The organism is Sulfitobacter sp. HI0129, assembly GCF_001635395.1.
In the GTDB taxonomy this organism is placed as follows: domain Bacteria; phylum Pseudomonadota; class Alphaproteobacteria; order Rhodobacterales; family Rhodobacteraceae; genus Sulfitobacter.
This window is the reverse complement of record NZ_LWGH01000138.1, coordinates 1-12587: the sequence shown is the minus strand read 5'-3', so window position 1 is coordinate 12587 and position 12587 is coordinate 1. Positions and strand designations below refer to the sequence as shown.

At 64.6% G+C, this 12587-nt stretch carries 14 protein-coding genes; 9 read left to right on the top strand and 5 right to left on the bottom strand.

The genetic code is table 11. The features are described 5' to 3' along the window. Positions 1-59: 59 nt before the first annotated feature. Positions 60-353: a hypothetical protein gene (locus tag A3764_RS01330; protein WP_067919526.1), complete on the top strand. Its 294-nt coding sequence runs from the start codon at positions 60-62 to the stop codon at positions 351-353. Positions 354-494: 141 nt separating this feature from the next. On the opposite strand, the gene A3764_RS01325 is transcribed toward A3764_RS01330, so the two are convergent. Together A3764_RS01325 and A3764_RS01320 are read right to left on the bottom strand one after the other, a co-directional pair. Then, complete coding sequence (locus A3764_RS01325; protein WP_067919519.1) at positions 495-1148, bottom strand: enoyl-CoA hydratase/isomerase family protein; 654 nt, start codon at positions 1146-1148, stop codon at positions 495-497. Continuing rightward, complete coding sequence (locus tag A3764_RS01320) at positions 1145-1894, bottom strand: SDR family oxidoreductase (protein WP_067919518.1); 750 nt, start codon at positions 1892-1894, stop codon at positions 1145-1147. The genes A3764_RS01325 and A3764_RS01320 overlap by 4 nt, the downstream gene beginning before the upstream one ends. A gap of 141 nt (positions 1895-2035) precedes the next feature. Here A3764_RS01320 and A3764_RS01315 point away from each other — a divergent pair, with 141 nt between their 5' ends. The 6 genes from A3764_RS01315 (at position 2036) to lpxK (ending at position 8301) form a co-directional block, all read left to right on the top strand. Beyond that, the gene (locus tag A3764_RS01315; RefSeq protein ID WP_067919517.1) at positions 2036-3571 is read left to right on the top strand and encodes a DUF2125 domain-containing protein; all 1536 of its coding nucleotides are present in this window, start codon (positions 2036-2038) and stop codon (positions 3569-3571) included. Between the two features lie 101 nt (positions 3572-3672). Next, the gene (locus tag A3764_RS01310) at positions 3673-5019 is read left to right on the top strand and encodes a TldD/PmbA family protein (RefSeq protein WP_067919515.1); all 1347 of its coding nucleotides are present in this window, start codon (positions 3673-3675) and stop codon (positions 5017-5019) included. Next, complete coding sequence (locus tag A3764_RS01305) at positions 5006-5785, top strand: inositol monophosphatase family protein (protein WP_067919513.1); 780 nt, start codon at positions 5006-5008, stop codon at positions 5783-5785. The genes A3764_RS01310 and A3764_RS01305 overlap by 14 nt, the downstream gene beginning before the upstream one ends. A 57-nt stretch (positions 5786-5842) precedes the next feature. Further along, complete coding sequence (locus A3764_RS01300; protein WP_067919511.1) at positions 5843-6085, top strand: DUF4170 domain-containing protein; 243 nt, start codon at positions 5843-5845, stop codon at positions 6083-6085. A gap of 7 nt (positions 6086-6092) precedes the next feature. After that, a complete protein-coding gene (locus A3764_RS01295; protein WP_067919509.1) occupies positions 6093-7319 on the top strand; it encodes a 3-deoxy-D-manno-octulosonic acid transferase in 1227 nt (408 codons plus the stop codon). A 1-nt stretch (position 7320) separates the two neighbouring features. Then, positions 7321-8301, top strand: coding sequence for a tetraacyldisaccharide 4'-kinase (gene lpxK, locus A3764_RS01290; protein WP_067919507.1), 981 nt, complete (start codon positions 7321-7323; stop codon positions 8299-8301). A gap of 14 nt (positions 8302-8315) precedes the next feature. On the opposite strand, the gene A3764_RS01285 is transcribed toward lpxK, so the two are convergent. The 3 genes from A3764_RS01285 to A3764_RS01275 are packed head-to-tail and all read right to left on the bottom strand — an operon-like array spanning position 8316 to position 10636. Beyond that, the gene (locus A3764_RS01285) at positions 8316-9428 is read right to left on the bottom strand and encodes a CaiB/BaiF CoA transferase family protein (protein WP_067919505.1); all 1113 of its coding nucleotides are present in this window, start codon (positions 9426-9428) and stop codon (positions 8316-8318) included. Then, complete coding sequence (locus A3764_RS01280) at positions 9428-10105, bottom strand: DsbA family protein (RefSeq protein ID WP_067919525.1); 678 nt, start codon at positions 10103-10105, stop codon at positions 9428-9430. Before A3764_RS01280 ends, A3764_RS01285 begins: the two co-directional genes overlap by 1 nt. Positions 10106-10126: 21 nt before the next feature. Beyond that, a complete protein-coding gene (locus tag A3764_RS01275; RefSeq protein ID WP_067919503.1) occupies positions 10127-10636 on the bottom strand; it encodes a DUF721 domain-containing protein in 510 nt (169 codons plus the stop codon). A gap of 84 nt (positions 10637-10720) precedes the next feature. Here A3764_RS01275 and mutY point away from each other — a divergent pair, with 84 nt between their 5' ends. Further along, positions 10721-11800 (top strand): A/G-specific adenine glycosylase, encoded by a 1080-nt coding sequence (gene mutY / locus A3764_RS01270; protein ID WP_067919502.1) that lies wholly within the window; start codon positions 10721-10723, stop codon positions 11798-11800. A gap of 49 nt (positions 11801-11849) precedes the next feature. Next, positions 11850-12587 (top strand): fatty acid desaturase (locus A3764_RS01265; protein WP_201722384.1); only part of this gene is annotated, 738 nt, incomplete at its 3' end.

Genomic DNA, 12587 nt, shown 5'->3' with positions numbered 1-12587 from the left:
CCTTCGGCTACGGTCAGGCCATGTTCATGCCCGTCACGAGACCCGGGATCAAGCCGCCGATGACAGACCCTACCTGCCCGCTCTGCCTGCGCCCGATCCCCCCGGACGTCCCCCAAAGCCGCCACCATCTGATCCCGAAGCTGAAGGGCGGAAAGGGGGGCGCAACGGTTCTAATGCATCACATTTGCCACCGCGAGATCCATGCCACCCTGACGGAAGCGGAACTGGCCCGGGATTACAACACGCCCGAGGCGCTGCGCGGGCATCCGAGGCTCGCAAAATTCGCCGCATGGGTGGCCAAGCGCCCGCCCGGTTTCCGCTCCAAAGTGCCGGGCGGGATGCGCAAGCGTTGACACGGCCCTCCGGCCCGGCGAAAACCGCAGAAACATACAGGAACCAATCCCATGCGTCTCACACTGCTTCTCGCTTCCGCCCTTCTTCTCGCAGCCTGCGACGTACCCTTCGTTCCGCTGATCTGACCGGAGGGGCGGTTTTCAGCGCCGTGGCAATACCGCTCCGACGCGCGGCACCTCCTCTGACACTGCACACATTTCCTTGATACCCGACGCGATGTCCCGCGGGGCGGCGCAGCAGTCCTGCGCCAGCGAACGCGCCATGTCGATAAGGGCATCTGGTTCGACGATCCGGTCCACGAGCCCGAAGGCAAAAGCCTCCGAGGCATCGATCTTCTGGCCCGCTAGAAGGATCAGCTTGGTTCGCGCGGGCCCGATCAGCTTTGCCATACGTGGCGGGTCGCTGGGCTGAGGCAGGAAACCCAGTTTGATCGCCGGATAAAAGAACTTGGCCGTAGGCACGGCGATTCGCAGGTCGCAGGCCAGCCCCATTCCCATGGCGCCGCCCGCCATGGTGCCGTTCAGGGCCGCAATACTGATCCCCGGCAAGGCTGCGATCGCGCTCGACAGCCGTTCCCACACATCGGAGACGGCCAGACCGGCGCGGGCTTCCTCCAGATCGGCGCCCGCGCTGAACACCTTGCCCCTGCCCGTCAGGATGAACGCGCGCGCCTGCTGCGCATCCTCGGCGATGCTGGCAAGCTGCGACAGCATGTCGTGGGTCAGCGAATTCGCCTTTTCGGGCCGGTCGATGGTGACCGTCCAGATCCCCTCGTCCCTGTCCAGCCCGATCATGTGAGGCCGATGGCCTTGCGAACGGCATCGTCACGGAGGGAGATTTCCTCCCCCCGGTATCCGTCCGCCTCCGGGCCGCACATCCACAGCAGCGCGCGCGCGGGCCAATCGGCGGGAATATGAACCTCCCAGTCCAGCTGGCTGATGGGGTTGATGCCCGAGGCCTTGATTTCGCGCTGCATCTGCGTTGCCACCGTACCCGGCGAAAGACCGATGGCCCGGATGCCACCATGCGCTTCCTCAAGGTGGAGGCAGCGGTTCAGCATGTTTACGGCGGCTTTCGATGCGCAGTAGCTGCTCCATGCCTCTACGGCGTTATGCGCCGCACCGGAAGACACCGTGAGCACGGATCCGCCACCGGCGGCCTTCATCACCGGCAAGGCCGCGCGGATACCGTTGAACACGCCCTTCACGTTGATGTCGATCAACTGACCCCAGTCATCCGGGTCCGCTTCCGCGATATGGGCAATCGGATCGATCACCCCCGCGTTGTTGATCAGCACATCGAGGCTTCCAAAGGCCGCAACGGTCGTTTCGACCGCTGAAGACATCTCTCCGAAGCGGGCGACGTTGCACGGGATCGCGATGGCCTTCGCCCCCAGATCACCGGACAGTTCGGCGATCGCATCCTGCGACCGGGCCAGCAGGGCCACGTTCGCGCCAGCCTCTGCGAAAACCCGTGCGGCCTCCGCCCCGATGCCGCGGCTGGCCCCCGTGATCATTACCGTCTTGCCCGTCATGTCCATCTGGATTACCCCGTTCTTCGCACTTTGCATGTGGCGTCAGACCTGTGGTACTGTCGCCGCGCGTCATGGTCCAGCCCCATCACCGCCTCATTTCGCGCGGTGGGCAACCACGGCTTCCCACAGCTTGAAAAGGACACTTCTATGCCCTGCTTCATACCCCGCGCCGCACGCGCCGCGCTGCCCCTCGTGCTGTTTGCACAGGCGGCTGCCGCCGATGTCACCCCCGCAGAAGTCTGGGCCGACTGGCGCGTCTATATGGAAGGCATGGGATATGTCGTCGACGGGACGGAAACCGCCGACGGAGCCGATCTGACGGTAAGCGATCTGCGGTTCGGCAGCCTCGCCCCCGAAGGCGGCGGGGCGATGGCCGTTTCGTTGGGCACGCTGACCTTCAAGCAGGACGCCGATGGCAGCGTGGCCGTCGTGATGCCTGAGGTCATGCCGATCACCGTGGACATCACGCCCGCCGACGCGGAAAGCAAACCGCTCCAGTTCGACATCGACCTGACCCAGACCGCCCCCCTCATGACCGTTTCCGGCGATGCGCAGCAGATGACCTATGCCTATTCGGCAGAAACCGCCGGACTGATCCTGACGCAGTTGCAGGTGGGCGGGGAAACCTTCGGCGCGGAGAATGCCGGTTTCAACCTGCTGGCCACCGGGCTCGCGGCCCGGAGCGTGGCCAAGGTGGGCGAAAAGCGCGTGCAGGAACAGATCGCGAGCATCGAAAACCTGCAATACGAACTGCTGGTCAACAACCCGATGGACGCGACCGCGATGCGGCTCAAGGGGGCAGGATCTGATATCGGCATTACCGGCGGCAGCACGATGCCGCTGACAGCGGAGGCGGAAGGGCTGGGCGACATGATCGCTGCCGGTTTCACCGGCAAGGGTCGGCTGACTTTCGGCGGGGGCGGAACGGAGTTGAACCTTTCCGACCCGGTCAACGGCGATGTGAACATCGTGACCGCCTCTGACGGCGGCAACCTCGATGTATCGCTCGCGCCGGAAGGGCTGGGCTATGCCGGGCAGCAAACCGGTATTTCGGTTGACCTGAACCTGCCGGGCATGACCTTTCCGATCCAGTTCGCCATGGAAGAAGGGGCCTTTGACCTCGATGTGCCGGTGCTGACCAGTGCCGAGGCCCAGCCGTTCTCTGCCTTGATCGATCTGGACGGGTTCACCATGTCGGACGCGATCTGGAACATCTTCGATCCGGCGCAGGACCTGCCCCGCACCTCTGCCAGTGTTCTTCTGGACCTCGCCGGGCGGGTTCGTCTGCTGGCGGACCTCTTCGATCCGGCGACGGCGGAACGGATGGCGGACCCGGAGGCCCAGCCCGCCGAGATCCAGGCGCTGACCCTGAACGCCCTGTCGGTAAAGGCGCTCGATGCGGAACTGACGGGCGAAGGATCAGTCGAGTTCGATAACGAAGACCTCGCAGCCTATCAGGGCATGCCAAAGCCGGTGGGACAGGTCACGCTGGCGCTCGCCGGGGCCAATGCGCTGATCGACCAACTCGTGGCATCCGGCCTTCTGCCCCAGCAGCAGGCGATGGGCGCGCGCATGGTACTTGGCCTATTCGCAAAACCGGGGGACGATCCGGACACGCTGGCCTCCGAAATCCGCTTCACACCGGCGGGGGAAATTCTGGCGAACGGCCAGCGCATCCGCTAAGGGCCGCCGCCACCCGGCAGACCGGACGCCGGGTGCGCGCCCTTGCGATAGGAACAGGGCGTCGTTACCTCTGCTGCGACCCACTGAAAGAGACCGCGTTCATGCAACATTCCCCCGAAGCTATGGCCCATGCGCTGCTGCGCGCGGCGCAAAACGCCGGCGCTGATGCGGCGGATGCCATGTCCCGATCCGGTGTGTCCCTCTCGGTCGATGTTCGCAACGGACAGCTTGAGCAGGCCGAGCGTGCAGAGGCCACCGATATCGGGTTGCGGGTCTTCGTGGGCAAGCGGGTCGCAGTCGTTTCCGCCTCGGACGTCTCTGACCGCACTATCGAAGAGATGGCGATGCGGGCTGTGGCGATGGCGCGCGAAGCGCCCGATGATCCCTATGCGGGTCTGGCCGATCCCGGCGACCTTGCGCGAAACTGGGACCTCGAAGCACTGGAGCTGGCCGATCCGACCCCCGAACCTTCCCCTGCAGAGATACAGGAGGACGCGAGGCGGGCCGAAGCAGCCGCGCGCGCAGTCGACGGCGTGTCGCAGGTGCAGTCGGCCACAGCGGGCTACAGCAACGACAGGGTGTTTCTGGCCGCATCCAATGGCTTTGCCGGGGGCTATGCGCGCACCGGGCGCGGGCTGTCCTGTGTCGCCATTGCAGGCGAAGGCACGAAAATGGAGCGGGACTACGACGGTGACAGCCGCATCTTCCAATCCGATTTGCGCAGCCCGGAAGACATCGGCAGAACAGCGGGCGAACGCACCGCGGCCCGCATCGGTGCCCGCAAACCCCCGACCGGCACCTATCCCGTGCTGTTCGATGAACGGATAGCCGCTTCGTTGCTGGGGCATCTGCTCGCCGCCGTGAATGGCAATGCCGTCGCCCGTGGCGCTTCTTTTTTGCGGGACGATCTGGGCCAGCAGATACTGCCGCAGGGTGTCTCGGTCTTCGAAGACCCTCACCGCCCCCGCGCGACAGGATCGCGCCCCTTCGATGCAGAGGGCCTGCCAACCCAGCGCCGCGCCATCGTGGAAAACGGCATCCTCAACGGCTGGACGCTCGATCTATCCAGCGCGCGCAAGCTGGGCCTTCGTTCCACCGGCAACGCGGCGCGGGGCCTGTCTTCGGGGCCGTCGCCGTCCAACTGGAACGTGGAACTGACCGAAGGGGCTGCCAGCCGGGCGGACCTCATGCGCGACATGGGTACCGGTCTTCTGGTAACGTCGATGATCGGCGCCACCATCAATCCCAATACCGGCGATTATTCGCGCGGGGCCGCGGGCCACTGGGTGGAAAACGGCGAAATCGTTCACCCGGTAAATGAATGTACGATCGCGGGTAACCTGCGGGACATGCTGCGCGAAATCGTCCCCGCGAATGATGCGCGCAGATACCTCAGCCGGGTCGTGCCGTCGCTTCTCGTGCCGGGAATGACCCTTGCCGGAGCGTGACGACCTCGCCTTGCTGATCGACGCTGCGCGCATGTCGGGGCGCGTGGCCACCAGCTATGCCGGGGCACGCGCCCGGCGCTGGGACAAGCCCGGGGGGCTGGGCCCCGTCACGGAAGCGGACCTTGCCGTGAACGATCTGCTACACGCCGTGCTGCGCCCCGCCCGGCCCGACTACGGCTGGCTTTCGGAGGAAAGCGAGGACACCCAAGACCGCCTGTCGCGGGAGGCGGTATTCATCGTCGATCCGATCGACGGCACGCGCAGCTTCGTCGAAGGGTCCGACACATGGGCCCATTCGCTGGCCGTCGCACGGGGCGGATGGATCACGGCGGCGGTGGTCTACCTGCCGCTGCGCGGGTTGCTCTACGCGGCGGCCCGGGGCCGGGGGGCGACGCTCAACGGTGTCGCGCTGCAGGCCTCCCAGGAACGGGAGATCGCCCGGGCCGAGGTACTGGCCGCGAAACCGGCGCTGGCCCTGCACCATTGGCGCGGAGAAGAGGCCCCGCACTTCAAGCGGGCCTATCGCCCCTCGCTGGCCTATCGGCTCGCGCTGGTGGCGGAAGGGGCCTATGACGCGATGCTCACGCTGCGCCACAGCTGGGAATGGGACATTGCAGCGGGCGCCCTGATCATCGCCGAAGCAGGCGGTGCCGCCTCGAACCGGCGGGGCGACCCGTTGCGGTTCAACAATCCCGATCCCCGGCTCGACGGTGTCGTGGCAGGGGGGCTCCATGTCCACCGCAGCCTCATCGACGCCCTTGCGTGAACGGCCCTATCTGCTACCCAGTCTGACCATATCCGCAGCAGAAGAAAGAGCACTTTCATGACACAACGCCTGCATCTGGTTTTCGGCGGCGAGCTGGTGAACCCTTCGGAAAACGTCTTCAAGAACGTCGACGATATCCATGTCGTCGGCATTTTTCCCGATTACGCCAAGGCCTATGACGCGTGGAAGCACGAAGCCCAGCGTACCGTCGACAACGCCCATATGCGCTATTTCATCGCCCACCTCCACCGCCTGCGGGACGAGGAAACCCCCGCCTCGGCCACCGAAGAACTGGGCTGAGTTCGCGATGGCGGGCTCGCTCGGTCTGGCGGCATATCGTGCGCTTGCCCAGCGGGGCGAAGGCACGGGCTATGTCGCGGATCTGCCCCGTCCGAGAGGAGAGGTCGTCTGGTTTCACGCGCCGGAGCCGGGCAGCCTGCGGACCGTTCTGGATATCGCCGCCCGCGTCAACGCCAACCGCCCGGGTCTGCATGCCGTCATCACCGTAGAACGCGGCAGCAGGCCGGACCACACGGGGGGCGACGAAACCCTGTGCGTTACCGAAATGCCCGACGATCATCCGCGCAGCATCGCCGCCTTTCTGGGTCATTGGAAACCGGATGCCTGCGTCTGGTTCTGGGGTCGTCTGCAACCCAACCTGATCCTTGAAACCGCGGCGCGGGACTGTCCGCTGCTGCTTGTCGATGCCGATACCGGGGGCTTCGATGGCCGCCGTGACAGGTGGCTGCGCGATCTCACCCGTGAACTGCTTTCGCATTTCGATGCGATCCTCGTCCGGTCCCAGGCCGGGTTTCGCCGGTTGACCCACCTTGGCGCGCCCCCGACTGTTCTGCGCATAACGGAACCCCTGATGCCCGGCGGCAAGGCCCTCCCCTGCGCGGACAGTGACCTTGCCGAAATGTCGAAGGCGCTCAAGGGCCGTCCCGTCTGGTTTGCCAACCGCGTCCTGCCGGAGGAACTGAACATCGTGCTGACGGCGCATCGACACGCATTGCGCCTGTCGCACCGGCTGCTGCTCATCCTTTTTCCGTCGGACCCCGCGCAGGCGGAGCAGATGGCTGAGCAAGCCGCCACGCGCGACTTTCGCGTGATGCGCTGGGGAAGTGACATCTACCCAGAGGATTCGACGCAGGTGCTCGTGGCCGAAGACCCGGGCGACATGGGCCTTTTCTACCGGGTCGCGCCGGTATCCTTTCTGGGCTCGTCCCTCGTGGCCGATCACGGCGGCGGTGATCCTTTCGAGGCCGCGGCCCTCGGGTCCGCCGTACTCTATGGCCCCAATGTGCGACGCTTCCTGCCCGCCTATTCCCGCCTCGCCGCCACGGGTGCGGCACGCATCGTTAACGATGCGGTGGCACTGGGCACTGCGGTCTCACGCCTCATCGCACCGGATCAGGCCGCCACCATGGCCCACGCCGGCTGGGACGTCGTGTCCGAAGGGGCGGCGCAGACCGACCGGGTGACCGATCTGATCATCGATGCGCTGGACGGTGCGCTTTCGGGGGGAAACTGACATGCGCGCACCATCCTTCTGGCACCGGGCCAAACCCGACTGGCGCGCAAGACTGCTTTCGCCGCTGGGAAAGCTCTATGCGCGGGCCACGGCGCGGCGGCTGGCCGGGGGGGCGCGGCGACGGCTGAGCATACCGGTCGTTTGCATCGGCAACCTGAATGCCGGCGGAACCGGCAAGACCCCGACGGTCATCGCCGTGGTGGAACGTTTGCGCGATCTCTACCATGAACCCCATGTCGTTTCGCGTGGATATGGGGGCAACATCACCGAACCCACGCGCGTGGACCCTTCGCGCCATAGCGCGCAGCAGGTGGGCGACGAACCGTTGCTGATCGCCGCCTTCGCCGAAGTCTGGGTCGGCGCCGACCGGGAGCAGACCGCCCGCGCCGCAGAAGAAGCAGGCGCCAGCGTTGTCGTACTGGATGACGGGTTTCAGGACCCGGCGCTCGCACATGACCTTTCAGTTGTCGTGGTCGATGCGCAAAAGGGTTTCGGCAACGGGCTGTGCCTGCCTGCCGGTCCGCTGCGCGAACCGGTGGAGGCAGGGCTGGCGCGCGCTGACCTGCTTCTCAGCATCGGGGATGCGGTGGCGCAGGCCGCCTTCACGCCCCCAGAGAAGCCTACCCGCGTTCCCGCGGAACTCATCGCGCTGCAGACGGGGATGGACTGGTCGGACACAGAAGTGCTTGCATTCGCAGGCATCGGACATCCGGAGAAGTTCTTTGCCACGTTGCGTGACCTCGGGGCGACGCTCGTCCATGCCGAAGCGCTCAGCGATCATCAGCCCCTGACCCCCACACTGATGAAACGCCTCGAAGCGCATGCGATGATGTCAGGTGCACAGCTTGTGACCACCGAAAAGGACGCGGTGCGCCTGCCCGCGAGCTTCCGCTCCAAGGTTATCACCCTGCCCGTCCGACTGCGCCTGCCTGAACAGAATGCGCTTTTCGATGCGCTGAAGGCGCTGCCGCGTAAGGGCTAAATCGCCCCCTCTTGCTAGTCGTCCTCGCCCAATTTGGGGGCGGGGCGGTGCAATGCTAGATCGGCGCCCGAAAAACGGAAGGGTGAGCGCAAACCGGGCACACCGCCCAGTTCGATGCGCATTCCGCGGGCCTGGACCTGTTCATCGGCGAGCATGTCGGCCATGTCGTTGATGGGCCCCGCAGGCACGCCTTCGGCCTCGCAGGCGGCGAGCAGGTCATCCCGCGCGCGCAGGCAGGTGGCACCGTTCAGGCGGCGTATCATCTCTGGCCGGTTGGCGACCCGATCCGCGTTCTTGGCGTAGTCGGGGGATTCAGCCATGTCATTGAGCCCCAGCAGACGGCAGAGCCGTTGGTACTGCTTGTCATTGCCAGTCGCGATAATGATATGGCCGTCGCTGCATTCAAACACCTCGTAAGGGGTGAGGTTCGGATGTGCGTTCCCCATACGGGTGGGGGGCTTGCCCGTGGTCATGTAGTTCATCGACTGGTTGCCGGTGATGGCCACGGCACAATCAAGCAGCGCCATGTCGATATGCTGACCCACCCCCGTCTGGCTGCGCTGGTGCACAGCAGCGAGGATTGCGGTCGTGGCGTAGATACCGGTGAAGATATCCGTGATCGCCATGCCGGATTTCTGGGGCTGACGATCAGGCTCCCCCGTGATCGACATCAGCCCGGACATGCCCTGAATGATGAAATCATAGCCCGCGCGGTGGGCATAGGGGCCGGTGTGACCGAAACCGGTGATCGAACAATAGATCAGCTTCGGAAACTGTGCGGCGAGGCTTTCGTAGTCCAGACCATATTTCGCCAGCCCGCCGGTCTTGAAGTTCTCGATCAGGATATCGGCATCGGCGAGCAGTTCCTTGACCTTCGCCTGCCCCTCCGCCGTCCGGAAATCGATGGTGACCGATGCCTTGCCCCGGTTCGTCGAATGAAAATAGGAGGCCGAGACATCGTCGTCCCGGGTGACGAAGGGCGGGCCCCACTGGCGGGTGTCGTCGCCGTCCGGGCTTTCGACCTTGATCACTTCGCAACCCAGATCGGAAAGCGTCTGACCGGCCCATGGGCCGGCCAAGATGCGCGCCATTTCGACGACCTTCAGCCCGGCCAGCGGGGCTGTCATCAGGCCCCCAGTGCCGCGTCCAGCAGCTCCTTCATGTCTTTGTAGGGCATGTTGGAATATTTCTTGCCGTCGATCACGAAGCTGGGCGTGGAATCGATATTGTCCTTCTCGGCGTTTTCACGGAACCAGGCAACCAGCGTTTCGGCTTGCTCCGCATCGTTGAGGCATTCGTCAAGCTGGGCATTGTCCAGCCCGGCGAGGCGGCCGATCTTGCGCAGCTCTTCGATGATCTGTGCAGGCTCACCCGCGCGTGTCCATTCCGACTGACCCTTGTAGAGCAGATCGGTAATGCCAAAGAACTTCTCGGCACCGCCGCAACGCGCGATCATGGAAGCCCAGAGGCCAAAGCGGTCGAAATAGACTTCGCGGTACACGAACCGGATTTTGCCGGTGTCGATATAGTCGGCCATCAGCTGCTTGTAGGGTCCCGCATGGAAGTTGGCGCAATGCGGGCAGGTGTAGGAGGCATATTCGATCACCGTTACCGGGGCGTCGGGATTTCCCAGCTCCATCTCGGCCACGGAGGAGGTATCGACATCGGAGTTCTGCGCGTTCGCGGCGCCCGCCGAGGGGTTGAAGGAGGTGGAGCCCGCTTCGTTCGTGGCCGTACCGGCAAAGTACCAGCCGCCCAGACCCAGAAGGGCGAGGCCGCCCAGAATTACGTTTCTGCGATTCATGTTCATTCCTTTGTAAGCGTTTCAGCCTTTGGTCTTGTTCAATACGTTCTGCCCCAGTCGTGCAAGGGCATCCCTCAGCCCGGTGTCAGCGACCGGTTGCGCGAATTCCTCTGCACGGCGCTGGATTGCAGGGTCCGTTTCGGCCGCTGGGGCGGGCGCGCTGCGATGCTCGAAGGCGACCTGCCCCTCGGCAAAGCCCTGCGCCGCCGTCTGGGTGATGCGGATCCGGGCGATGGCGTTATAGCCGTAAACCGCGTTGACCTTCGCGCGCAGCTGCTCCTTCTGCATTTCAAGGATCGGGGCGTGGGCGCCGGTGGTCAGCAATGTCAGCGTCGCCCCCATACCGCCCCGGCCATAGCTCACCTCGACCGGGCGGGCGATGGCTGCGGCGTCCTGGCCTGCAATTTCCGCCCAGTGGGTCAACAGACGCGACTGGGCGAAACCCCGGGATTCGCTCGCCTTGCGAATCTGCCCTGTCAGAAGGGCATCGGCACGTTTGAAGCCTTTTGTGGTGGCGCGCCGTGGCGGCATGATTATGTTCCCCGGATGACTAGAGCCAACATAGTGATTTACGCGCATATCGCCAGCCACCGGCGAAGGGGGCGGGCATAAAGTATGCGTGACGCTCCAACCATGGGCGCTTTGCCGCATAGCCTGCTGGACTGGTACGACAGGCATGCAAGGACGATGCCGTGGCGGGTAGGCCCCGGGGACAGGGCCGCGGGGCAACTGCCCGACCCCTATCGCGTCTGGCTGTCCGAGATCATGTTGCAGCAAACGACCGTGGCGACGGTTCGCGACTATTTCCTGCGGTTCACGGCCCGCTGGCCCACGCTCGGTGACCTTGCAGCCGCAGAGGATGCGGAGGTTTTGGGCGAATGGGCGGGGCTGGGTTACTATGCGCGGGCACGCAATCTGCTCAAATGCGCGCGCGTCGTCGTTAATGAACACGGCGGTCGCTTTCCGGCGGATCATGACGCGCTGCTGAAACTGCCGGGTATCGGCCCCTACACGGCGGCGGCGGTTTCCTCCATCGCCTTTGACCTGCCGCACACGGTGCTTGATGGCAACGTGGAACGGGTGATGGCCCGGCTCCATGACATTCACGAACCGCTGCCCGCCTCCAAACCCCTGCTGATGCGTGAGGCGTCGGCGCTGACGCCCTCCGAACGGCCCGGCGACTACGCCCAGGCGGTCATGGATCTGGGGGCGACGATCTGCACCCCGAAATCCCCGGCCTGTGGGATCTGCCCGTGGCGCAACCCCTGTTTGGCCCGCGAGCGCGGCACCGCTGCCGAACTGCCGCGCAAACTGGCGAAGAAGCCGAAGCCGCTGCGCCATGGAACGCTTTATGTAGCCCGACGCGCGAAGGACGGCGCGTGGCTTTTGGAAACCCGGCCCGAGACAGGGCTGCTGGGGGGCATGTTGGGTTGGCCCGGTAGCGATTGGGTGGAGGTTGGCCAGCCCCGCCCCACCGGCAAACCCCCGCTCGATGCGGACTGGCGCGCGTTGGAGGCCGAGGTGCGCCATACCTTCACCCATTTCCACCTTTCGCTGACAATCATGACGGCAGAGGTTCCGACCGATAGTGCCCCCGATCTTGGCACGTTCATCACGCCGGAGCGCTTCCGCCCGTCGGACCTGCCGACCGTGATGCGCAAGGCGTTCGATCTGGTCCGCGACGTAGCACTTTGAGGAAGCGTCGGACCGCGATATATCACGACCGTAGCGCAGAGGGTCCGACATGACATCATCCAAAAACCACATCGCCGCTTCCGAAATGTCGCGCCTGTCCCGCGCCCTGCCCTTCTGGCTTTCACTCGGTCTGATACCTCTTGCTTGGCTCTGCGCCTTTATCGGCGGCTGGTCCATCGCGCTGCTGCCGCTGGTCACGTGGTTCCTGTTCTCGATTCTCGATGCGGCGGTGGGGCTGAACCTCGACAACAACGATCCCCAAACCTCCGAAGATGACCTGTTCTGGTATCGCTTGATCACGCTGATCTGGGTTCCCTTGCAGATCATCACGGTCTTCGGCCTGATCTTTTATGCCACGCGCGCCCCGCATCTGGGGGGGTGGGAAAAGGTCTTTCTGTTCTTTGGCGTCGGCGTCATCACCGGAACAGTAGGGATCAACTACAGCCATGAGCTGATGCACCAGCGGAATCGGCTCGAACGGCTCTGGGCGGACCTGCTGCTCGCCATGGTGCTCTATTCGCACTTCCGGTCCGAACATCTGCTTGTGCATCATCGCTATGTCGCCACGCCCCGCGACCCCGTCACAGCGCTCTACAACGAAGGCTTCCATCGCTTCTATCCACGGGTTCTGCGGCAATCGTTCAAATCCGCCTTCCGGGCCGAAGCAGCGATGCTGGCGCGAAAGGACAAACCCTGGACAGACCTGTCCAATCCCTTCTTCAAGTACTGGGCCCTTCAGGCGGGCTTCCTTCTCGCGGCACTGATCCTCGGCGGCTGGGCCGGTTTG

Excerpts from the sequence above, each read along its gene's own strand:
- mutY (WP_067919502.1), top strand. The coding sequence starts at position 10,721 with ATGCGTGACGCTCCAACCATGGGCGCTTTGCCGCATAGCCTGCTGGAC.
- A3764_RS01325 (WP_067919519.1), bottom strand. The coding sequence starts at position 1,148 with ATGATCGGGCTGGACAGGGACGAGGGGATCTGGACGGTCACCATCGAC.
- A3764_RS01320 (WP_067919518.1), bottom strand. The coding sequence starts at position 1,894 with ATGGACATGACGGGCAAGACGGTAATGATCACGGGGGCCAGCCGCGGC.
- A3764_RS01330 (WP_067919526.1), top strand. The coding sequence starts at position 60 with ATGACAGACCCTACCTGCCCGCTCTGCCTGCGCCCGATCCCCCCGGAC.
- A3764_RS01315 (WP_067919517.1), top strand. The coding sequence starts at position 2,036 with ATGCCCTGCTTCATACCCCGCGCCGCACGCGCCGCGCTGCCCCTCGTG.
- A3764_RS01275 (WP_067919503.1), bottom strand. The coding sequence starts at position 10,636 with ATGCCGCCACGGCGCGCCACCACAAAAGGCTTCAAACGTGCCGATGCC.
- A3764_RS01280 (WP_067919525.1), bottom strand. The coding sequence starts at position 10,105 with ATGAATCGCAGAAACGTAATTCTGGGCGGCCTCGCCCTTCTGGGTCTG.
- A3764_RS01295 (WP_067919509.1), top strand. The coding sequence starts at position 6,093 with ATGGCGGGCTCGCTCGGTCTGGCGGCATATCGTGCGCTTGCCCAGCGG.
- A3764_RS01310 (WP_067919515.1), top strand. The coding sequence starts at position 3,673 with ATGCAACATTCCCCCGAAGCTATGGCCCATGCGCTGCTGCGCGCGGCG.
- A3764_RS01285 (WP_067919505.1), bottom strand. The coding sequence starts at position 9,428 with ATGACAGCCCCGCTGGCCGGGCTGAAGGTCGTCGAAATGGCGCGCATC.
- A3764_RS01300 (WP_067919511.1), top strand. The coding sequence starts at position 5,843 with ATGACACAACGCCTGCATCTGGTTTTCGGCGGCGAGCTGGTGAACCCT.
- lpxK (WP_067919507.1), top strand. The coding sequence starts at position 7,321 with ATGCGCGCACCATCCTTCTGGCACCGGGCCAAACCCGACTGGCGCGCA.